The following is a 22611-nucleotide window of genomic DNA, read 5'->3' on the forward strand; positions in this document are numbered from 1 at the left end:
GCTCTTCTTCGACCGCTTGCGGACTCGCTCTCGGCGAAGTCCGGGCTCGGTGGACGACGGGCCGGGGTCGGTCGCATCCTCGGCGTCGGCCTCGGTCTCGTCGGACGCCTCCGCGTCGGACTCCTCCTCGGGCTCCTCACTGGCCTCGGTCTCGTCGGACGCCTCCGCGTCGGACTCCTCCTCGAGCTCCTCACTGGCCTCGGTCTCGTCGGACGCCTCCGCGCCGGACTCCTCCTCAGGCTCCTCACTGGCCTCGGGCTCCTCGGCGTCGGCGGGGTCCTCGAAGGGGGCCGCGAAGCGGTCGGTCGCGGCGCGCAGCGCAGACGCGATGCCCGGCTCGGACGCCGCGTGCGCAGCATCCGGGATCATGACGAAGTCTGCCTCGGGCCAGGCGCGGTGCAGGTCCCACGCGGTCATGGCGGGGGTGCAGACGTCGTAGCGGCCTTGCACGATGACGGCCGGGATGCCGCGGATCCGCCCCACGTTCGCGATCAGCTGCTCGGGCTCGAACCAGCCGCCGTGCAGGAAGTAGTGGTTCTCGATGCGGGCGAACGCGACGGCCGCGCGCGGCTCGGTCATCGCCTCGATGAGCTCGGGATCGGGCAGCAGCGTGAGGTTCGCGGCCTCCCAGCGCGACCACGCGACGGCGGCCGGCACGTGCACGTCCGGATCGGGGTCGGAGAGCCGGCGGTGGTACGCCTCCATGAGCTGCGAGCGCTCGAGGATCGGGATGGGGGCGATGAAGTCCTCCCACAGATCCGGGACGATGGATGCTGCGCCCCCCTCGTAGAACCATTCCAGCTCGTGGCGGCGCAGGGTGAAGATGCCGCGCAGCACGATCTCGGTGACCGCCTGCGGGTGGGACTCGGCGTAGGCGAGGGCGAGCGCGCTCCCCCAAGAGCCGCCGAAGACCTGCCATCTCTCGATGCCGAGGTTCTTGCGCAGGAGCTCGATGTCGGCGACGAGGTGCCACGTGGTGTTGTGGCGCAGGTCGGCATCGGGCTCGCTCGCGTGCGGGGTGGAGCGTCCGCAGCCGCGCTGGTCGAGCAGGATGATGCGGTACCGCTCGGGGTCGAAGAAGCGGCGGTGCCAGGGCGACGTTCCGGCGCCCGGTCCGCCGTGGAGGAACACCACCGGCTTTCCCTCGGGGTTTCCGCTCTGCTCGTACGCGATGCGGTTGCCCTCGCCGGCGATGAGCGTGCCGGTGTCGTAGGGCTCGATGGGCGGATAGAGGATGTCGTCGAGGTGTTCGTTCATAGGCTTCCCCCCGAGACCGCGAAGGTGTCGCACGCGGAGGGCCCGTTCCGGTAGCCGGTCTCGAACCAGCGCTGGCGCTGCTCGCTCGAACCGTGGGTCCAGGATTCGGGGTTCACGAAGCCCCCGGACTCCTGCTGGATGTGGTCGTCGCCCACCGTGCCGGCCGCGTTGATCGCGTCGGCGATCTGCTGCTGGGTGGGCTCCTTCAGATACGGTACGCCGTTCTCGTCGCGCTGCTCGGTCATGTCGCCGACCCACGCGCCGGCGAAGCAGTCCGCCTGCAGCTCGGTCCTCACGCCGTTGCTGTCGGGACCGGTGCCGTTGTTGGGGTGCTGGTCCATGATCCCGGCGATGTGCTGGACGTGATGGCCGTACTCGTGGGCGAGGACGTAGAGCTGGGCGAGCTCCCCGGCCGACGCGTCGAACTGCTGGCGCAGGAGGCCGAAGAACGTGGGATCGATGTACACGGTCTCTTCGGGAGGGCAGTAGAACGGGCCGGTCTGGTTGGAAGCCGTGCCGCAGGCAGTGCCCGTCTGCTGATCGACGATGATCAGCTGAGGCTCCCGGTAACCCTGCACCTGGGTCTCCCAGTACTGGTCGAGCACGAGGCTCCCGGCGGCGAGACGGCACTCGTCGTTGGCGTTCGCGTCGGCGCCCGTCTCGCACTGCTGGATCTCGGACTCCTCCCCGGACCCGACCTGCGGCTGCGAGGGGATGACGCTCGACAGGTCTTGTCCGGTGAACAGCTGGAACAAGATCACCGCGATCGCACCGAGCCCGGCGATGCCGCCGCCCGCCACCGCCACGCCTCCACCTCGACGCCGCGCCGTGTTCCCCCCGACGTTGGCGTTCTCATTGAACGTCATGCCAGTCACGGTACCCCGACAGCCCTGTGCACAGCAGGAACCATTCCCGAATCACCGGGAATGAGTACAATGCCGCCGGTCTAGGCTCGGGAACATGGCGAGCGAACCCACGACCGTGACCATCACCGGCGGCGGAGGCCAGATCGGCTACGCCCTGATGTTCCGCATCGCCGCGGGAGACATGCTCGGCCCGGATCGTCCGGTCAGGCTGCGGCTGCTCGAGATCCCGCAGGGGATGCGCGCGGCCGAGGGTGCAGCGCTCGAGCTGCAGGACTGCGCGTTCCCGCTGCTCGCCGACGTGGACATCACCGACGACCCCCTCACCGCCTTCAACGGAGCCCGCATCGCGATGCTGGTCGGCGCGCGGCCGCGCGCGGCGGGCATGGAGCGCGGCGACCTGCTCGCTGCGAACGCGGGGATCTTCGGGCCGCAGGGCAAGGCGATCGGCGCGGTCGCCGACGACGACGTGCGCGTCGTCGTGGTGGGAAACCCCGCGAACACGAACGCGCTCATCGCCGCGGCATCCACGTCTCCCGACATCCCGTCGGAGCGCTTCACCGCCCTCACCCGCCTCGACCACAACCGCGCCGTCGGCCAGCTGGCGGAGAAGCTCGGAGTGGGGGCGGGCGAGATCGAGGGCGTCGCGATCTGGGGCAACCACTCGGCATCGCAGTTCCCCGACGTCGCCCACGCGGTCGTCGGCTCGGGCGACACGATGGTGATCGACGTGCTCGCCGAGCGGCTCGGCGGGTACGAGGCGGCGACGACGTGGCTCGACGACGTCTTCATCCCGCGTGTGGCGAAGCGCGGGGCGGAGATCATCGACGTGCGCGGCTCGTCGTCGGTCGCGTCGGCGGCGAACGCGGCGATCGACCATGTGCGCGACGAGCAGCTCTGCACGCCCCGCCGCACCTGGACGTCGGCGGCGATCGTGTCGCGCGGCGAGTACGGCGTCCCCGAGGGGCTGGTGTGCTCGTTCCCCGTCCGCTCGCAGGGCGACGGTGACGGGTACGAGGTTGTCGAGGGACTCGACCTCGACGATCGCGCACGCGCGCGGGTCGCAGCATCCGTCGACGAACTCGTCGCCGAGCGCGACGCGGTGCGTGCGCTCGGCGTGCTCTGACCCATCGGCGGATCGCCGGGTGAGGGCACGAGGGGCCCGGCAATAGGCTCTGAGTCGTGGAAGCCCTGATCGTCGTCATCATCGCGATCGTGGTCATCGCGCTCGCGACGGCGGTCGCCCCGAAGCTCGGGATCGCGGGGCCGCTGATCCTCGTTCTCGTCGGCGGTGCGGTCAGCCTGCTGCCGTTCGTCGAGATCCCCGAGATCAACCCCGAGTTCATCCTCGTCGGGGTGCTGCCGCCGCTGCTCTACTCGGCAGCGGTCTCGCTCCCCGCGATCGAGTTCCGCCGGGACTTCGGCCCGATCGCGGGCCTGTCGTTCCTGCTCGTCATCGTCAGCTCGGTGCTGCTCGGGTTCTTCTTCATGGCCGTGATCCCCGGCATCCATCCGGCGGTCGCGGTGGCGCTCGGGGCGATCCTCAGTCCCACGGATGCTGTGGCCACTTCGATCGTCAAGCGCCTGGGCGTGTCGCGCCGTGTGGTGACGATGCTCGAGGGCGAGAGCCTGCTGAACGATGCGACGGCGCTCGTGCTGCTGCGCACGATGATCGCGTCGGTCGGAATCGCGACCAGCGTCAGCGGCGACACCCGCATCGGCTTCGGGTTCATCCCCGCGTTCGCCTGGGGCGTCGTGGTCGCGGCCGTCGTCGGCGCGATCGTGGGCTGGCTGAACCTGCGGCTGCGCTCGCTCGTCAAGAACTCCGCGGCGAACACCGCGATCGGCTTCGTCGTGCCGTTCATCGCGTACATCCCGACCGAGGAGCTCGGCGGATCCGGCCTCGTCGCGGCGGTCGTCGCCGGGATCGTGACCGGTCAGGGCGCCGCGCGGTGGTTCACCCCCGAGCAGCGCCGATCGGACGAGCACAACTGGCGCACGATCGAGCTCGTGCTCGAAGGCGCGGTCTTCCTCATCATGGGCCTCGAACTCAACGACATCGGCAGGCAGAACGTCGAGCAGCACAACGGCCTCGGCACCGGCCTCGGGATCGCGCTCGGAGCCCTGGCGATCGTCATCGCCGCGCGCGCCGCGTACGTGTCTCTCCTGGTCTGGCTGCAGAGCCGCCGCGCCCGAGGCCGGCAGCGCACCCGGCTCGAGGCGATGAACACACGGCTCGACCAGATCGCGGAGGGCACGGCCGTGCCCGGCCCCCGACACCGCGGCCGGCGCGGCGAGCGGTCATTCGACGACCCGCGCGCGCAGCGGCGCCTCACCTCGATGCGGTCGCGCGTGTCGCGGGCGCTCAGCGACCTCGACTACTACCAGGCCGCCCCCCTCGGCTGGAAGCACGGCGCCATCATCGTGTGGGCCGGCATGCGCGGCGTGGTGACGCTCGCCGCGGCGCAGACGATCTCGAGCGACGTCACCGACGATCGCGCGCTGCTGGTGTTCATCGCATTCGCGGTGGCCGTCGGCAGCCTCATGCTGCAGGGCTTCACGCTGCCGTGGGTGGTCAAGGCGCTGCGGATCGAGAGGGCGGGCGACGACAGCCTCGACAAGGCCGAGCAGTCGGCGCTGGACGACGAACTGCGCGACGCGGCGATCGGCGCGCTGTCGGATCCTGCGCTGCGCCGTCGCGACGGCTCGGAGTTCGCCGAGGACCTCGTCTCGCTCGTCGGCAGCCGCATGGTCGACCCGCCAGACGACGCCGACGGGCTGCCCACCCGCGACCTGCTCGAGCTCCGGCTCGCGATGATCGAGGCGATGCGAGGGCGCCTGAACGAGCTGTCATCGGGGGGCGGGTACAGCACGCCCGCTCTGCGCCACGCCCTGGCCGAGCTCGACGCCGACCAGCTGAGCCTCGAGCTGCGGCTGGACGACGAAGAAGACTGAGCCAAGGGTTGTGCGCCGTGCTCAGGCGCTTCGACTCACAAGCTCGCTCAACGAGCGGGAAAGCGGGTGAGAGAATGGGAGCGAGCGAGGGGGCCTCACATGAGCGAGACGACGAAGACGCCGGATGCTGCGCACACGCACGCGGCTACGACACCGGAGTCCGTCGCGGCCGACACCGCGCCGCTGCATCTGCCGCACCCGGCGGCCGAGTGCCCCAAGTGCTTCACCGAGCTGCAGCAGAACCGCAACTGGTGGCTCGCCCAGCCCGCCGGCTCACGCCTCGTCGGGCTCGTGATCGCCCGCGACGACATGCCCTCCGTGGTCGAGCAGCGGGGCGATCTCACGCGCTTCGGCGTGCCGATCGAGGGCTTCCGCCACCCCGCCCCTGAGACCCTCGAGTCGTGGGAGGAGCGCCTCGTCCGCCTGTTCGGCACGCTCGTCCGCGGCGACGTGCTCGTGGTGGCGAACGTGCACGCCCTCGGCCGTGACATCGACGAGGAGACGCGCACGGTCACGGAGCTGCACCGCCGCGGTGTCGTGGTGAAGGTCGTCAGCCACGGCGGCCGTCACCTGTACGACGCCGGCCGCTGACGCGGCGCCCGCTTCACGCGTCGTCCTCTCCATTCGCGTCGTTCTCGCCGCTGAGTGAGTTCGCACGTTCGACGTCGAGCAGGGGGAGGTCGTCGCGCGTCACCAGGCGTGCCGCGATCGCGTGCTCGACGAGCCGCACGCGGCGGTTGGTGGCATACGAGCGCACCCCGCCCCGCATGCCCGGAACACCGACGCGGTCGAGCTTGTCGCAGACATTGTCGAGCTTGCGGTTGAACCGGGTGAGCGTCCAGCCGAGCCGCTCGGCGGCCTGCGCCGATGTCGGCAGCTCGCTCATGCCGGTGCCATCGCGACGGAGCACCGGCTCGGCGAGCGCGAGGATCATGACGCGCTGGCTGTGGGTCAGCGGCACCTCTCCGATCGTCGACAGCCCGTCGTCGTCGGCGGGCGGCTGCGTGTCGCGGAAGGTCGGCTCGGCCGCGTGGATCGTGAGCTCGTACGTCGTCGGGCCGGCACTGAAGATGACGGATGTCGCGGCGAAGACGAGCGGCAGCCGTGCACCCGGTGCGAGCCAGGCCTGCACGCGTCCGCCCGAGTCGGTGACCGTCGCCGACAGGCGCGAGCCCACATTCGAGAGCAGCCACAGCCCTTCGACGTTCTGGATCGTGAGGAAGTTGCGGTGCAGGAACAGGTTGTCGTCGATCGCGAGGTCGCCCTCACGGCCCACCGTGAAAACCGTGCCGGGCGCGACCGAGAACTCCTCGCCCGCGAACTCGAGCCGGAGCTCGTCGACCTCCGCGGCCGTCACGGCGCGCACCCCCTCGTGGGGGCGTTCTGGAACTGCCCGTTCGCGCGGACCAGCTCCACATCGACGCAGGTCGGCCCCGAGGCGGCGGGCGCAACGACGATCTCGGCCACGTCGACGGAGTCCGGTTCGGGGTTGCTGTCGCTCACGGATACGGCCGTGACGAGGTAGTGGTCACCGTCCTGCGGATCGGGGTTCTTCCACGTGAACTTCACGCCACCGTCCACCGGTGCCCCGATGACGTCGGTGACAGCGGGAATGACCGTCGAGAGCGGGTCCTGCGGCTTCGACGACTCGGTCGGCGTCGGCGGCTCCTGCGCGGTGCCCGACAGGATGCCCGGCAGCGACACCCCGACGATGACCGCGACGATCACGAGCGCGGCGGCACCGAGCCCGATCCAGAGTCCTGTGCGACGGCGACGCGGGGGCGCGGCATCCACCTCCTCCCGCGGAGGGGCCGCGTCGAAGGCGGGCGCACGGACGATCGTCTCGTCGAGCGACACCGGCAGCCCGACCTGGTCGCGCCGGACCGTCTGCTCATACGCGGACGGCGGGGTCATGGGCGCCTGCCGGGCCACCGTCTCGGTCTCGACGGGGGCCGGATCGAACCGCGGCGCGTCGGCCCGGCTCGGCGCGGTTGTGGCCGACGGACGGGTCATGCCGGCCGCCGGCGTCGTCTCAGGGTTGATGCTGACGACACCGCGGACGCGGGTGAGGCCGTCGTCCTCGTCCTGCTCGACGTCTTCCGGGACGTGATCGTCGAGGATGTCGATCGGGGTGACGGAGTGCGACAGCTCGATCTGCACGGTCTGCAGCGCGCGGGCGAAGGCCAGGGCGGTCTCGTACCGGTCGACGGGCGCCTTGGCCATCGCGCGCTCGAGCACGCGCTGCAGCGACAGGGGCGCGTCGGCGCGGCCGAGAGCGGGGAGCGGTAGCGTCTCGATGCGGTGGATGAGCTCGGCCGCACCGTTGCGCTGGCCGGGCAGCTCGAACGGCGAGCGTCCGGCGAGGAGCGTGTACACCGTCGCGCCCAGCGCGTACACGTCCGAGCGCGGGTCGCTGCGCGGCACGTCGGCGAACGACTCCGGCGGCGACCACGGGATCGAAAGGCCCGCCGACTCCGCCGCCGCGTTCGTGGTCGACGCGATGCCGAAGTCGGTGAGCGCCGGGCGGTTGTACTCGGTGACGAGGATGTTCGCCGGCTTGATGTCGCGGTGCAGCACACCCGCGCGGTGCGCCGTCTCGACGGCCGCCGCGACCTGCACGCCGACGCGCAGCGACTCCGCGATCGAGAAGGGCTCGCGCCGGTACCGCACCTGCAGGTTCGGCCGCGGGCAGTACTCCATCACGAGGTACGGGCGGCCGTCCTTGGCGACGCCGGCCTGGTAGATCGTGACGATCGCCGGGTGCGTCGACAGCATCGCCATGACGTTCGCCTCGGCGGTGAACTCCTCGACCGACCCGCTCGACATGCGATCGGTGAGCAGCACCTTGACCGCCACACGGCGCTTCGGCAGCTGCTGCTCGTACAGGAAGACATCGGCGAAGCCGCCCGAGCCGAGCAGGTCGACGTAGGTGAAGCCGGGCAGATCCGGCGGCGCCATGGGCGCGCGCTTCGCGCTCACGGCACCCCCTCGATCGCGACCGTGATGCCGTCGCCGAGATCCAGCACGTCGCCGGGGACGACCACGGTGCCCTCACCCGGGTGCAGGCGCACCGGGTCGGCGCCCTGGCGCAGCAGCGTCGTGCCGTTCGTGGTGCGCAGGTCGGTCGCGACGATGCTCTCGCCCTCGACGCGCAGCTCGACGTGGCTGCGCGAGATGTCCTGCTGCGGGCTGTCGACGGCCACGAGGTGCGGCAAGTCGGTGCCGCTCACGCGCGTCGAGCGCGGGCGCCGGCCGATCACGACGGTGCGATCGAGCGGCAGCACCTGCCCCGTCGAGACGCGGACGCGTCCGGGAGCCGGCGGGCGCGGCGGCGCGAGCGGGGCGGGGGTCGAATCGAGGGGGACTCCGGATGCCGCGCCCCCGGCGCCGCCTGCCGCATCACGCAGCGCGCGGGCCTGGGCCAGCGAGATCGTCGCACCGTCGTGGTCGCCGGCGGGCGTGGGCGTCGCGGCCGGGGCGCCTTCTTCGTCCTCGCCGTCGGGGCGGACGGCCGCGTCCTCGACGGAGCGGATCACGGTGGCGCCCCACAGGTCGTCGTAACCGGTGGTCGAGGCGAACCCCTCCTCGCCGATCGGCGCGGACCCTGGCAGCGCCGCAGGCGCGGGAACGACGGTGTCGGCGGTCGCGGCCGGCGGGGCCAGGGCGGAGTCGAGCGGGAGCAGCGTCTCGGCGTCGGCGACAGAGTGAACGGCGCTGGAGTCGATGAGCCCGGCGGCGGATGCCACCGGCGCGGACTCCCCGGTCCCTTGTTCCGTACCCGGCGCGGATGCCGGAACACGGGCTGGTCCGTCGACACGCCGGGCCGAGGCATCCGTCTCCGGCGTGTCGTCGTGACCGACCCGTGTTTCGGCAACAACCGGAGCCTCTGGAACGGCCGGGACCACCGGGGCCGGGGCCCCCGCAACGACGGGTGCGTCCCGATCAGCCGGGACGGCGGACGCGGCATCCCATTCGATCGTGCTCGCCAGCACGATTCCGTCGGCGATCGGGAACTCTGCCGGGGAATCGGAGCCCGCCGTCGTGAGCGCCACGCGCACCACGCCCGGGATCACGCGCTCGGTCCAGGTCGTGACGCCGGCGCCCGACACGCGCTCGGCGGCCGTCGCGTCGATGTCGAACGCGAAGTCACCGCGGACGGCGACGCGCACGTCGTCACCCTCGGCGAGCGCCACCGCGAACGCGGGGATCGCGGTCAGCGACGCGCCGTACGCTCCGGTGAGCGCCTCGATCACGCCGCCGAGGCCGCGGCCGTCGGCGAGCACCGATTTGATGCGGGTGAGCAGCGCGGCGGAGGTACCGGGCTCGAGCACGGCGAACCCGCGTGTGGTGACGGCGGCCGGCGTGGTTCCCGGGGCGTACAGCGTGGGCATCAGAATCCTCCCGCGACCACCGCGCGCGGCAGCGTGTCGCCGTCGATGTCGGCGTCTTCCCGGGCGGGGGCACTCACCGGAACCGTATCGCGTTCGCACGCACGGCTCGTGCGGGTGCGCACCGCGAGAGCGTCGACGACGATCGCGGTGATGTTGTCGCGACCGCCGCGCACCATCGCCTCGTGCACCAGCCGCGTCGCTGCCGCCTGCGGGTCGGCCTCGGCGAGGAGGATCCCGTGGATCGCCTCCTGCTCGAGCTCGCCCGACAGCCCGTCGGAGCACACCAGGATGCGGTCGCCGTCCTCGGCGGGGATGAGCCAGTAGTCGGGTTCGGCGTCGCTGCCGGCGCCGATGGCGCGCGTGATCACGTTGCGGCGGGAGTCCCGCTGGGCCGCGTCGGCGGCGAGCTGACCACTGTCGACGAGCTCCTGCACGACCGAGTGGTCGACGCTCACCTGCTCGAAGCGCCCCTCGCTGAGGCGGTACGTGCGCGAGTCGCCCAGGTTGATGGCCAGCCAATAGCCTTCGCCGTCGACGTCGGCGATCACGACGCCCGCGAGCGTCGTACCGGCACCCGCACCGGCCCCGGCGGGCAGTGCCGCGACACGGCGGCGCGCGCCGGCGACGCCGGCATGCACGTCGTCGATCGTCAGGCTCTCGCGGCCGATGAGACTAGAGAACTCCTGGATCACCGTGGCGCTCGCGATCTCGCCGGCATTGTGGCCGCCCATGCCGTCGGCGACGAGGAACAGCGGCGACACCGCGAGGTACGAGTCCTCGTTGATGCGGCGACGGAGGCCGGCATCCGTGGCCGCGCCAAACGCGACCGCGATGGGCGGGGATCCTGTCATCACGCGAGGCCCACCGTCACGCGCCGGTCGCCGAACTCCAGCGTGTCGCCGTCGCGCAGGTTCGTGCGGACGCCGGGGGTGAGCGGGATCCGCCCGCCGTCGCGGACCAGCGTCGTGCCGTTGGTCGAGTGGCGGTCGGCGATCCACGCGCCCGTGGCGCCGCCACCGACCTCGAAGTGCGTCTTCGACAGCGACAGCGTCTCGTCGCGCACCGGGATCGCGACCGCGCCGTCTTCGCCCGCGGGGTTGCGGCCGTACAGGGTGCGGCCGTATACGGCCATGCGCGTCCCGTCGTCCCACGTGAGCACCGCGAGCACCGGCGCGCCGTCGTACAGGGCGGCGCGCTGAGCGGGCGGCGGCACGACGATGCGCGTGGACTCGACGTCCTCTTCTTCGGCCGCGGGGATCACGGATGCTGCGACCGCCGCGGTCACGGCGGGCACCGCCGCGGTCGCGATGGCGATCGCGCCGAGCGGCTCGGTCGTCGTCGCCGCGGGGAACGGCATGGTGACGCTGGGGAAGGACTCCGAACGCGGCGGAATCTCGACCGGCGGCTCGTGCGTGCCCCAGGGGATGTCGTGGATCACTCCGGTCGGCACCGGGCGGGCCGGACGCGTCGCGGCCGGGCTTGCCGCGGGCATGAATCCCGCCGCGGGCACCGGGGCCGCGGGCCGCGGCGATGGCGCCGGCGGCAGTGGTGCGGCGTTCGTCGGCGGCGGGAGGTACGGGTTCGCGGTGGCCGTCGCCGCGGGCGCCGGGGGCGCAGCATCCGTGTTCCGGATGTCGACGACGACCGCGCGCGCGGTCATGTCGTGCCAGCCCTGCCTGCGGCCGCTCGCGTCGAAGAGCGGCGTGAAGTAGCCGACCACGATCGACGTGGCGAGGCTGAACACGAGGTTGCGCAGGATCGCGCGCCAGAATCCGATCGGACCGGCGGAGGCGGCGTCGTGCAGGCGCAGGCCGAGGATCCGCTGCCCGATCGAGCCGCCGCGGCCGCCCTGCATGGCGGAGTAGACGAGCCACCAGACGAGCAGCAGCAGCACGATCCCGACGTAGCTGAGCAGGATCATGACCGCCAGGCTGTCGCGCTCCCACGTGGGGCCCACGCCGAAGAGGATGCTCAGGACGATGCCGACCAGCACCGCGCCGATCACCCAGGCGACGCCGATGTCGATCGCGAACGCCCCCACTCGGCGTCCGATGGTCGCCGCAGGGGCGGCGCCAGGGGGGCTTGCGGTCATTCGTTCTCCTGTGTGGGGTGGGCGGAGGGCTCGGGTGCGCTCCGGGTCGTGCTGCCGCGGCGCGAGCGCCGCGTCGAGCTGTTCGGCGTGCCGGGGTCGTGCGCCGGGGTGGCCGCGGGCTGCGGCGTCCGCGAGCGCGGCGCCGGACGTGCCGGCAGCGCGAACCGCGTGCCCTCGAGGAGGGTGCGGATGCTGAGCCTCGCGCCTAGACGCTGCCACGCCGAGCGTCCGTTCCCCATGCCGGCGACGATGTCGTCGACCTGCGTCCAGAAGGCCTCGATGTCGTCGGGCGACGGGTCGGTGGGCCCGAACACCTCCAGGTCGGCCCGCGAAGCGAGCGTCGCGACCCGCGGCTCGGCGAAGGCCGCAGTGAGCACGCCGGCGTCCTCCTGCCGCGTCGCGCCCGCACGCACGGGTGCGCCGAAGTCCGAAGCGCGGTCGACGAGCTCGTCCCATCCCCCGCTGATGCGGTCGGAGGCGCGCTCGGCCTCGCGGCGCTTGCGGCGGCGCGCGGCCTTCAGGGCGCCGATCACGATGAACGGTGCAAGGAGCACGGCGAGCACACCCAGTGCGCCGACGCCGATCGACACGATCGTCCACAGGAGGCCCAGGTCGAAGGCGTTCTCGTCCTCAGACCCGCGGTCGTCCGCGACGGTCGGCGGCAGGTCCACGGGCTCCGTCGGCGGGGGCGGGGGCTGCAGCACCTGCGGCTTGGGGTCGGCCTTGGGCTTCGTCGTCTGGTCGCTCGGGACCTGGTCCTCCGGCGGCGTCGGATCGAACGGCACCCAGCCGGCGCCGTCGAAGGCGACCTCGACCCACGCGTGGAGCGTTTCGCCGGTCGCGGTGTAGACGGGCGCGCCGGCCGCGTCCTCATCGGGGTAGAACCCCATCACGACACGCGCCGGGATGCCGACCTGGGCTGCGAGCAGCGCCATGGCCGTCGCGTACTGCTCGTCGTCGCCCACCATCTGCTCCGAGCCGAGCAGCGTCGCGATGCGCTCGGCGCCGTGGCCGGCGCGCGAGAGCGGCTGTCCGGCGAGCCCATGGCTGAAGTAGCCGCCCTCCGACAGCATCTGCTGCAGGGCGCGCACCTGCTCGACGGGTGTCTCGGCCTCGGCCACCGTCTTCGACGCGATGTCGGCCAGAGACTCGGGGACGCCGACCTGCTTCGGCATCTTCAGCGGCGCGAAGTCCTGGTCGGCGAGCGCCTCGTCGCTCGGCACCTCGGGGATCACGGCGTCGAGCGTGTACTCGTCGCCCTTCTCGAGGCCGAGAGTGACGACGCCGGTATCGGTCGCCTCGTTGTAGTGGGCGGTGCGGCGCAGGTCGTCGGCGCGGGCGCCGTCGAACGTCACGCTCCGGACCGCGCCGGCGTCCGGCATCCACACGCTCTCGAGCTCCCCGATCTCGACGTGCACCGTCGTCGGCGTGCCGTCCGCGTCGGCGGACATGTTGGTGCGCGCGGGGGCGAAGGCGCTCGATGAGCCGGTGCCGTCGTCCGACACGTTGTACACCGTGCCGTTGTAGGCGTCCATCGTGGCCAGGCGCACGCGCGCGCCCTCGGGCAGGCCGCTGACGGTGAAGAGCGGGTCGTCGGGGTGGTCGCGAACGTACGCGCGGAACGACTGCAGAGGGCTTGCGAACTCGCGGACGTCGAACGGCGGGATCACGACGTCGCGCAGCACGTACCGCGGCGACGACGGCGCCGCGAACCCGCTCGTGGCCACGCCCACGACCGCGGCGATCGCGACGACGGCGGCGCCCATCAGCACGCGCCGCAGCCCGGCGCCCGACTTCGCCGACCCTTCGCCGACCGAGATCGCCGCGGCCTGCGGCTGCCATGCCTGGCGCAGTGCGAGCCACACCACGCCGGCGAGTCCGAATGCGACGCCCTGCACCACGGGCACGAACGGCTCGGAGGTGCCCAGCGCGATCTCGATCGCGAGGAACGCCGCCGCTGGCAGCAGCGCCCAGCCGGCGCTGCGCAGCCGCAGCGCCAGCGACGTCGTCAGCACCGCCGCGACGAGCGACAGGATGAGGGGGACGATGAGATGGCCGTCGTCGCTCGCGACGGGAGCGATCGTGGTGAGGAGCTGCTTCCACGACATGACGACGCCGAGCGCGAGCTGACGCAGCGTCTCGAGGGTCGGGATCACGCCCGCGACGGTGGTGTGCGACAGCGCGAGCGCCCCACCGAAGAGGAAGTACGCCCCGATCGTCGCGGCGGTGAGCAGCAGGATGCCCCAGCGGTACAGCCGGCCGAGCACGGCCAGTCCCATGCCGAGCACGAGGCCGCCGAGCGCGGCGACGAGGTAGCTTGGGCCGTCGAACGTGGGCGCGAAACCGATGATGGGGATGAGCAGCAGCAGTGCGACCGCGCCGAGGTCGAGGATCCAGCGGCGGGTCGGCAGAGCGTCGGCACGCGGAGCGCGGGAGACGGATGCTGCCGCCCGCGGTGACGCGGAAGCCCCGGCGCGCGTCGGGAGCGGCGTGACCGGCGCGCTCATGCGAGGACCTTCCGGAGGGCGTTCGGGAGCTGTTCGAGCGCGCCGAGGGTCACGACATCCGCGTCTCCGATCCTCCGCAGCGACGGCGCCGCATGCTCCGCCGACGCGACGACGGCGAGCACGCGCGCGCCGAACGGCAGGCGGCTGCACGCCGTGCGGAGGTCGCCCGGGTCGACCTTGCTGCCGCACACGAGCACCACGACGCTCGCGAGGGGCAGCGTCGCGGCGACGACGCCGGCGAGCTCGACGACCGAGCCCGCCTTCGGCTTGGAGTGGCCGAGCGCCGAGAGCGAGTCGAGGAACTGCTTGCCCGTACCGGACGGCAATGCGCGCTCCTGCACGCGCACCTCGACGCGCTGCGAGTCGCGGAGCGCGCGGAGGCCGAGGGAGCCCGCGGCAGAGATCGCGAGTTCGAACTCGTCGTCGTCGCGGTAATCGGCGGGGCTCGTCGAGAGTCCGATCACGAAGTGCGAGCGGCGCGTCTCCTCGTATTGGCGCACCATCATGTGACCGGTGCGCGCGGTCGACTTCCAGTGCACGTGACGCAGATCGTCGCCCGGCTGGTACTCGCGCAGCGCGTGGAACGAGACGTCGTCGGGCGACAGATCGGTCGCGGGAAGGCCCTCGAGGTCGCGGAGGAACCCGAGCGACTGTCCGTCGAACAGGACGGTGCGCGGGTGCACGAAGAGGTCGACGGGCTCGTCGCGGCGGTGCACACGCTCGAAGAGGCCGAGCGGATCGCCACGCACCACGCTCACCGGGCCGACCTTGACGACCGCGCGCCGCGAGGTGGGGATGGCGAAGAGCTCCTCGGCCGAGTCGCCGGCCGCCAGCCGGTTCACGTCGAACACGCCACGGCCGTTCCCGACCGGCAGCAGCACGCGCGAGGGCAGGATGGCGCGCGAGCCGGTGTTCGCGAGGGTGAGCGCACCCACGGCCCGCTCCCCCACGACGACGCGTGTGCGGTTGAGGTCGAGCGACACGTCGTACGCGGTGCGACCGATGAGGAACAGCAGGCAGAGCGCCAGCACGACGGTGATCGAGATCGCCGCCACGGCGAGCTCCCACCAGCCGAGCGCCTGGCCCGCGATCCACAGCGTGAGCGCGCCGACGATGAGCACCCAGGCGACGGGGCGCACGACCCCGAACACGCGGCCGAGCACGACGCCGGCGCGCCGCAGCGCGCCGAGCATCAGCTGCCCGTACCAGGCGCGGCGGTCCTGAGCGGCCGCCTGCCCGAGTGCCTCCGTCGTCATCAGGCCGCGGACCTCGCCTGCGGTGCGGCGACCGACTCGAGGACGCGCGCGATGACGGCCTCGGCCGATGTGCCGGCGAACTCGGCCTCGGGGTCGAGCACGAGGCGGTGCGTCCACACCGGCGCGACGAGCGCCTTGACGTCGTCGGGCAGCACGAAGTGGCGACCCTGCGCGGCGGCATAGACCTTGGCGACCCGGATCATCGCGAGCGAGCCGCGCACCGAGACGCCCAGGCGCGTGGCCGGGTCGTCGCGGGTCGCCTCGGCGAGCTGCGCGGTGTAGCGCAGCACGGCGGGATCGACGTGGACGGTGCCGGCGAGGTCGGCCATGTCGGCGACCGCGCCCGTCGTGATGATCGCGGGCAGGTGCGCCGACGGGTTGCGGTCGGCCGCGCCCGCGAGGATGCGCTCCGCCACCGCGAGGTCGGGGTAGCCGATCGACGTCTTCACCAGGAAGCGGTCGAGCTGCGCCTCGGGCAGCTTGTACGTGCCCGCCTGCTCGATGGGGTTCTGCGTCGCGATCACGAGGAACGGACGGCCCACCTCGTGGGCGACGCCGTCGACCGTGACGCGCGACTCCTCCATGACCTCGAGGAGCGCCGACTGCGTCTTCGGCGAGGCGCGGTTGATCTCGTCGGCCAGCACGATGGAGGCGAAGACCGGACCACGGTGGAACTCGAAGCGGTGCGAGGTCTGGTCGTAGATCGTGACGCCGGTCACGTCCGACGGGAGCAGGTCGGGCGTGAACTGGATGCGGCTCGACGTGCCCTGCACGGTGGCCGCGAGCGCCTTGGCGAGGCTCGTCTTGCCCGTGCCCGGGGCATCCTCCAGCAGCACGTGGCCTTCGGCGAGCATCGCCGAGAGCACCAGCCCCACCACCTCGCGCTTGCCCATGAGGGCCTGGTCGACGTTGTCGACCAGGCGCGTGAAGGTGCCCTGGAACCAGGCCGCCTGTTCGGGCGTCATCGTCATGAGTGTCTCGTTCTCTCGTTGCGTGTCGTGAAGGATGCTGCGACGCGGGGCTAGTACCAGTTCATGGCGTCGGCATTGCCCCAGCCCTCGATGGTCACCCACACGCGGTTTCCGGGGAAGCCGTAGTAGCAGTTGGCGCGCACGGTGCCGTTCTCGGGGACCCACGTCGTGCTGGCGCCGCCCCACGAGCTGTTGCCGTCGTTGCAGCGGAGGTGGTAGTTCCCGGCGGGGAAGTTCTTCACCGTGACCGCCATGTAGGCGCACGAGGCCGACCCGCAGTCGCCCCAGCTGCCGGACGCGCCCTTGACGGTCTGCGCGGAAGGCTGCGGCGGCGCGACAGTGGTCGCGGCGTCCGAGACGACCGCACTCCACTGGCCCGCGGCATCCTGCGCGCGCGCTTCGATCGTGTGCCGCTCGCTGTAGCCGTAGTTGTTGGTGCGCTCGTTGTTGTTGGCGACGTTCTGCCAGCTGCCGCCGTCGATGCGGATCTGCATCTGCGTGATCGCGCGCCCGTTCTCGGCCGGCGCGCTCCAGCGGTATGTGATGCTCGTGCCGTTCGCGGTCGCCGACACGCTGGGATTGCGCACCGGGCCGTAAGGGATTGCCTGATTCGACGCCGCCGACGGGTCACCGTTGTAGCGGACGCCGTCCATCGCCGTGTACGCGCGCAGTCGGACGGTGTACGTCGTGCCGTTGCTGACGCCGCCGATCGTCCTGCCGCTGAACGCCTGCCAGCCGCCCCCGTTGAGCGAGTACTCGTACTGGACCTCGCCCGCGCTCGCGCCGTTGCCGTCCGCCGGCGTGTAGGTGACGTCGATCGTGCTGTCGCCGCGGGGCGTCGTGGCCGAGACGTTCGTCGGGGCGCCCGGCACGCCGAACGCGCGACGTGGTGCCGAGGTCGCGCCCCACTCGCTCCATCCGGCCTTGTTCGAGGCACGGACGCGGAACGTGTAGTCGCTCGTGGACGTCGTCACGTTGACGGCCTGGCGGGTCTGCGAGCCCGGGATGCCGGTGATCGTCCTGACCACCGACGAACCCTGCAGCACCTGCACCTCGTAACCCGACACGGCATCGCCGTTGTCGGCGGGCGGCGCCCAGACAACCTCGAGCTGCGCCTGGTTCCCCACCGGGTCGAGTCGGTTGACCGACGGCGCCGCAGGCGGCTCGGGGGCGCGTGCCGGGATCTCGCTCACCGACCACGTGCTCCAGCTCGACGGCTCGGGCGCGCGGTTGTGCGCCTGGACGCGCACCTGGTACGCCACGCCGTTCTGCAGGCCGTCCCACACGATCGAGTTGCCGGTGACGTCGGTCTTCTGCGAGATGCCCGACGGCGGTGCGGGAGAGATCTCGAGCGTGTACTTCTCCACCGGCGAGCCCGGCGTGGTGGGCGTCACCCAGGCGACGTTGAGACTCCGGTCGCCGAACGCCAGGGTCGGTGCCGCAGGGGTGTCGGGGCGCGCGTCCGGACGAGCCGTCTCGGACGGCGCCGAGGGGTCGGACGGACCCACGCGGTTCTCGGCCACGACGGTGAAGTTGTACTCGACGTTGTTGGTCAGGCCGTCGAGGGTGCACGTCGTCGCAAGGCACTCCTTCTCGTAGTTGCCCGCGGTCGAGGTCACGAGGTAGCGCTCGATCTCGGCGCCGTTGTTCGCCGGCGGGGTCCACGACAGCACGACCGTGCGGTCCTGGACGCTCGAGACGACCGGCGTGCCCGGCGCGTCGGGCTTGCCCTGCACGGTCAGCCGGATCCGGCCCTCGACCTCCCGCTCGGGATCGCCGGTGGCATCCTGCACCCGGTAGCGGACCGTCATGGTGCCGAAGAACCTCGCGTCCGGCGTGACCTTCACGTCGCTGCCCGACACGACGACGTCGCCCTGGCCGGTCTCGAGCAGCGCGGTGGTGACCTCGAGCGGCTTGTCCGGGAACGGGTTCACGTCGTTGGAGAGCACCGGCACGCTGACGGTCTTGCCCTGGTGCGCCTCATCGACGATGTCGTCGTTGGCTGTCGGCAGCTCACGGGTCGAAGCGATGACGCGGACGTTCACCGTGCCCTCGATGGGCTCGGTGGTGCCGTCGGTGATGCGCAGGCGGATCGTCGCGGCCGTGCCCTTCTTCGTGTCCGCGGCCGCGCTGACGCGCAGCTCGTCGTCCTCGATCGACGCGGTCATGCCCTCGGGCGAGCCGCCGACGATCTGGTACTCGAGGCGACCCTCGTCCTCGGGATCAGGGTCGGTCGTGAGCCCGCCGAGGTCGAGCGTCGTCGCGTCCTCGCCGGGCGCGACATCCATCTGTCCGTTCACGAAGGTCGGCTGCTGGTTCTCCGGCGGCAGCACGGTGATCGGCAGGGTCAGCGTCGCCTTGCGGCCTTCGGGGTCGTCCGGCCCGGTGCCGTCCGTCACCTCGAAGGTGATGGCGTCGGGGCCGAAGTAGCCGGCGGCGGACGTGTAGACGAGCGTCGTCTGGTCCTTCACGAGTGACGAGCCGTCGTTGTGCGCAGCGGTGGCCTTCGCGGCCTCCGTGATGACGACCTTGCCGCCGCCGGCGGCGCGCACGTACTTCGACAGCGCGAGTTCGACGGTCTCACCGCTCTTGACCTCGACCGGCTCCGCCGACACCAGGGTCGGCGGAAGCGACGACAGCGACGGGACGTGGATGAAAGCGGATGCCTCGTTCCCGTCGCGGTCCGTGATCGTGTAGGTCGCGAGCCGGCCGGTGTCGCCGAGCGTGACCCGCACCTTGCCGTCGGCGAGCACGCGCGAGTTCGCATCCGCGACCTCGAGCTCGAGGTCGTCGACGGTGCCGTCGGGATCCTCGTCGTTGGCGAGCACCTCGAGGTCGACGACGCCGTCCTCGACGTCGGCGGCGCGCACGTAGTCGTCACGGGCGATGGGCTTCTGCAGGGGCACGTCCTCGGCGACGGTGATCTGCAGCACCGCCTTCGCCTCGGCGCCGCGCGCGTCGCGGATCGTGTACTGCAACGACGTCTCGACAGGCTGCGACGGCGAGGTCACGACGACACGGTTGCCGTCGACCTTCGCCTTCAGCCCCGCCACGTCGGGCAGGATCAGGCCGTTCTTGACGATGCCGAACTCGTCGCCGTCGGGGTCGGAGTCGTTGGCCAGCACCGGCACCGCGACCGAGCGGCCGGGTCGCATGATCACGGAGTCCTTGACGGCGTACGGCGCCTGATTCACGCCCTCCGCCGGCGCGATGCCGATGCGGATGGTCGCGGTGGCCTCGGCGCCGAGGCGGTCCCTCACACGGTAGGTGAAGGTGTCGACGCCCGCGGTGTCGTCGAACGCCTCGTAGACGAGGTGGTCGGAACCGGTCTCGGTGATCCGGCCCTTGCCGGGCGAGGAGGCGAGCCCGACGAGCTCGACGGAGTCGCCGTCGGAGTCGATGCCGTCCAGCGGCACCGCGACGCGGACGCGGCTGCCGGCGAGCACGCGCGCGGTGATGTCGCGCGGTCGCGGGGCGGCGTTGGTCTCGGCGTTCACCGGCAGCACCTGGATGGTGATGTACCCGGCATCCTTCTGTCCAGAGCTGTCGACGGCCTCGTACGTCGCGTAGACGGTGCCCGGCTCGTCGGACGCGCGGAAGCGCACGGTGTCCTGCGAGACGAAGATCTCGCCGTCCTTGGGCTCGATGAGCGGGGGGACGAGGTCGGGTGCGACATGGATCGTGTCGCCGTTCGGATGGTAGTCGTTGTCGAGCACCGGGATCGTCACGACGTCGCCCGCGCGCACCACGACCTGGTCGTCGTTCGCGACGGGTGGCCGCAGCTGCGCCGGCGCCGGGATCGGGATGACGATGACGTCGCCCTCTGCCGACTGCGAGCCGTTCGAGATCCGGTAGGAGATCCGCACCTGCTCGGACAGCGCTGCCTGGTCGCTGATGCGGAGGGTCTCGTGGTTGAGCACGGCCACCGCGACGCCCGAGTTCGGCTCGACGGTCACCGACTGCACGACGAGGATGCCGCCGGAGGGGTCGGAGTCGTTGGTGAGCACGTTGACGAGCACCTCACCGCCGCTCGGCAGCAGCGCGACGTCGCGCACGGCGACCGGCGGCAGGTCGGTCTCGCCCTCGGGAAGGACGTCGACGCGAACGATTCCGGGGACGCCGGCGGCGCCCGCCGCCACCATGTACTGGACGTAGTAGGTGCCCGGCGTCGCCGAGCGGAACGTGAAGGTCTTGTTCGCGTAGTCGGGGGCGATGTCGGCGCCCGACACGGGGTCGACGCGGGCGAGACGCAGCGGTTCGCGGCCGGCGCCGACGTCGTTCGCGAGCGGGGAAACCGTCGCCGTCTGTCCGGTGCGCACGGCGATGTAGTCGGCGTTGGTGACCGGGTCGATCGAGCCCACCGGGCGCACGTCGAACCGCACCGTGCCGACGGTCACGTCGGTCCCGTCCGAGACGGTGATCTCGACATCCTTGCGTCCCTGCGTGCCGCCCACCGCGCGGTAGGTGATGCGCCCGTCGGAGGTGTGGTCGGACTCGTCGCCCTCGGCCGGCTGGACGGAGCCGAGGAACACGTCGTCGCCGTCGGGATCGATCCAGTCCGGCAGCACGTTGTACGTGATGGTGCCGCCGGCTTCGACGGCCACCGTCGTCACGCGGTTCTGCTTCGGCGGGGAGTTGACGTCCCAGCCGTGCACCGAGAACGACACCTTCGCCGTGTCGGTGCCGCCGCGGCCGTCGGACACCTCGTAGGTGAAGGATGCCGAGCCCTGAGCGTCCTCCGGGACCGCGATCTGCAGCGCCCGTCCGTTGTCGATCGACTGGATCTCGCCGACCGACGGTCCGCCGTCGACCACGCGCGTGGTCAGCACGTCCCCGTCGGGGTCGCTGTCGTTGTCGAGGATGGGGAGGATCGTGGTGCGGCCCGGACGCACACCCAGGTCGTCGTCGTTGGCGTCGGGCGGGGTGTTGATCTCGGAGCGCTCCGGGAGGACCGTCTCGGTCGTCTCCTCGGTCGTCTGCTCGTCGTCCTCGGTCTCGCCCTCAGGAGGGGTCAACTCGTCCCAGTTGTCGACGCGCTGCAGGTCGTCGACGGCCATCCACGTCGCACCGCCCACGACGTCGTTGAGCACCACGACGTCGCGGTTGACGCGGAACTTCAGCAGCGACGTCGGCTCGATGCCGTCGATATCGACCGCGAGGTCGTCGGCCTCACCCGGGCAGTCGCGCACGAACCGGCCCGAGCCCGTCCACGCGGCGTAGCTGCAGCCCTCGAGCCAGACCGGCTCGGCGGGGGCACCGTCGGCTCCGGCCTCGACGGTCGTGGGCTCCGAGCCGTCGAACGGCACGCGCACGAGCGCCGCCGCCGTGGAGAGCGAGACGGCATCGGATGCCGCGGACGGCTGCTGCAGGACGGCGCTGCGCCCGCCGTCGACCACGGTCGCGCGGCCGTCGACGATCACGGTGCCGGTGGCGGTGTCGAGCACCGCCGGCTTGTCGCCGACCGCCGTGACCGAGAGCTCCGCATCGTCGCCGATGTCGGGGAGTCCGGAGCGGCTCGGCTCCTCCGCAGTGCCGTCCGCGCCGAGACGGACCGTGACGAGCTCGGAGGACTTCGGCGAGACGGCGTAGACGACGCCGTCGACGCCGACGGCGACATCCGCCCCCTTGCCGACGTTGGCGGTCGGATCCGTGCCCTCGATCTGGAACGAGCCGACGCTCGCGCTCGGAAGGACCCACAGGTCGCCGGAGGCGCGGTCGAGGATCGCCACGGTGTCACCGCCCAGCGCCACGTCGGCGCCACCCGGAACGCCGGCCGCGCCGGAGAGCGCGACCATCGCGGGATCGACCACGCTCACGGTCGAGCCCGCGTCGTCGACGACGAGGACGGTGCTGCCCGACTGGAGGATGTCGTAGTCGTCGCTCGTGGTGCGCAGGGCACCGTCGAGCACCTGCGACTCGTGGTTGAAGTGTCCGACGAGCAGGCTCGACTGCTTCGTCACCCACACGCCGCCGTCGTGGAGGTCGACTTCAGTGGTGGGCACGCCCTGGTAGACGAACGCGAGCGTCGTGATCGTGACCGCGGCAGCGGTCACCGCGCCTGCCGACGCGAGGGCGCGCGGACGCGATCGAAGCCACGCGAATGAGCTCATGGGGACGTCGACCTCCGGGGCATCGTGCGTCTTGTCGTGGCGTGGGACCCCGGCGAGGGGCGTCGCGAGCTCACAGAAGACCTGGGGGAACACCCCAGCCTAACCTGCACCTGCGAATGCGACGAGACCGGGAGTGTCAACTGCGGAGATCGTATTCCGCCTGATCAGGCCCGATCGATGGGGACAAACACCCATCCGGCCCCGCAGAT

13 protein-coding genes and 1 pseudogene are annotated in these 22611 nt (G+C 71.7%); 3 read left to right on the forward strand and 11 right to left on the reverse strand.

Going from position 1 to position 22611, the window contains the following annotated elements; genetic code table 11:
• Nucleotides 1-291: 291 nt before the first annotated feature.
• Nucleotides 292-1257: pseudogene (gene pip, locus MRBLWH7_RS12320) on the reverse strand (prolyl aminopeptidase); the annotation flags it as partial.
• On the reverse strand, nt 1254-2123 hold the full coding sequence (locus MRBLWH7_RS12325) for a neutral zinc metallopeptidase (protein WP_341994862.1): 870 nt from the start codon (nt 2121-2123) through the stop codon (nt 1254-1256). The pseudogene pip and the gene MRBLWH7_RS12325, both read right to left, overlap by 4 nt.
• Nucleotides 2124-2217: 94 nt before the next feature.
• Here MRBLWH7_RS12325 and MRBLWH7_RS12330 point away from each other — a divergent pair, with 94 nt between their 5' ends.
• The 3 genes from MRBLWH7_RS12330 to MRBLWH7_RS12340 all read left to right on the forward strand — a co-directional run bounded on the left by MRBLWH7_RS12330 (nt 2218) and on the right by MRBLWH7_RS12340 (nt 5666).
• Entirely contained in the window at nt 2218-3246 is a 1029-nt protein-coding gene (locus MRBLWH7_RS12330) for a malate dehydrogenase (RefSeq protein ID WP_341994864.1), read from the forward strand.
• Nucleotides 3247-3302: 56 nt separating this feature from the next.
• Nucleotides 3303-5075 carry a sodium:proton antiporter gene (locus MRBLWH7_RS12335; protein WP_341994866.1) on the forward strand — a complete coding sequence of 591 codons (1773 nt, stop codon included), beginning with the start codon at nt 3303-3305 and terminating at the stop codon, nt 5073-5075.
• Between the two features lie 99 nt (nt 5076-5174).
• Entirely contained in the window at nt 5175-5666 is a 492-nt protein-coding gene (locus MRBLWH7_RS12340; RefSeq protein WP_341994868.1) for a dehydrogenase, read from the forward strand.
• A gap of 13 nt (nt 5667-5679) precedes the next feature.
• Here MRBLWH7_RS12340 and MRBLWH7_RS12345 read toward each other — a convergent pair whose 3' ends face one another.
• Genes MRBLWH7_RS12345 through MRBLWH7_RS12385 form a run of 9 tightly spaced genes read right to left on the reverse strand, consistent with a single transcriptional unit; the run spans nt 5680 to nt 22345 of the window.
• Entirely contained in the window at nt 5680-6432 is a 753-nt protein-coding gene (locus MRBLWH7_RS12345) for a hypothetical protein (protein ID WP_341994870.1), read from the reverse strand.
• Nucleotides 6429-8054 (reverse strand): serine/threonine-protein kinase, encoded by a 1626-nt coding sequence (locus MRBLWH7_RS12350; RefSeq protein WP_341994872.1) that lies wholly within the window; start codon nt 8052-8054, stop codon nt 6429-6431. Before MRBLWH7_RS12350 ends, MRBLWH7_RS12345 begins: the two co-directional genes overlap by 4 nt.
• Entirely contained in the window at nt 8051-9466 is a 1416-nt protein-coding gene (locus MRBLWH7_RS12355; RefSeq protein ID WP_341994874.1) for an FHA domain-containing protein, read from the reverse strand. Before MRBLWH7_RS12355 ends, MRBLWH7_RS12350 begins: the two co-directional genes overlap by 4 nt.
• Entirely contained in the window at nt 9466-10317 is an 852-nt protein-coding gene (locus MRBLWH7_RS12360; protein WP_341994876.1) for a protein phosphatase 2C domain-containing protein, read from the reverse strand. Before MRBLWH7_RS12360 ends, MRBLWH7_RS12355 begins: the two co-directional genes overlap by 1 nt.
• On the reverse strand, nt 10317-11558 hold the full coding sequence (locus tag MRBLWH7_RS12365) for an RDD family protein (protein ID WP_341994878.1): 1242 nt from the start codon (nt 11556-11558) through the stop codon (nt 10317-10319). The genes MRBLWH7_RS12360 and MRBLWH7_RS12365 overlap by 1 nt, the downstream gene beginning before the upstream one ends.
• Entirely contained in the window at nt 11555-14065 is a 2511-nt protein-coding gene (locus tag MRBLWH7_RS12370; RefSeq protein ID WP_341994880.1) for a transglutaminase-like domain-containing protein, read from the reverse strand. Before MRBLWH7_RS12370 ends, MRBLWH7_RS12365 begins: the two co-directional genes overlap by 4 nt.
• A complete protein-coding gene (locus MRBLWH7_RS12375; RefSeq protein WP_341994882.1) occupies nt 14062-15321 on the reverse strand; it encodes a DUF58 domain-containing protein in 1260 nt (419 codons plus the stop codon). The genes MRBLWH7_RS12370 and MRBLWH7_RS12375 overlap by 4 nt, the downstream gene beginning before the upstream one ends.
• A complete protein-coding gene (locus MRBLWH7_RS12380; RefSeq protein ID WP_341994883.1) occupies nt 15321-16292 on the reverse strand; it encodes a MoxR family ATPase in 972 nt (323 codons plus the stop codon). Before MRBLWH7_RS12380 ends, MRBLWH7_RS12375 begins: the two co-directional genes overlap by 1 nt.
• A gap of 50 nt (nt 16293-16342) precedes the next feature.
• Complete coding sequence (locus MRBLWH7_RS12385) at nt 16343-22345, reverse strand: Ig-like domain-containing protein (RefSeq protein ID WP_341994885.1); 6003 nt, start codon at nt 22343-22345, stop codon at nt 16343-16345.
• Between the last annotated feature and the right edge of the window lie 266 nt (nt 22346-22611).

Origin of the sequence: Microbacterium sp. LWH7-1.2, from assembly GCF_038397755.1 — a bacterium.
Classification (GTDB): Bacteria; Actinomycetota; Actinomycetes; order Actinomycetales; family Microbacteriaceae; genus Microbacterium.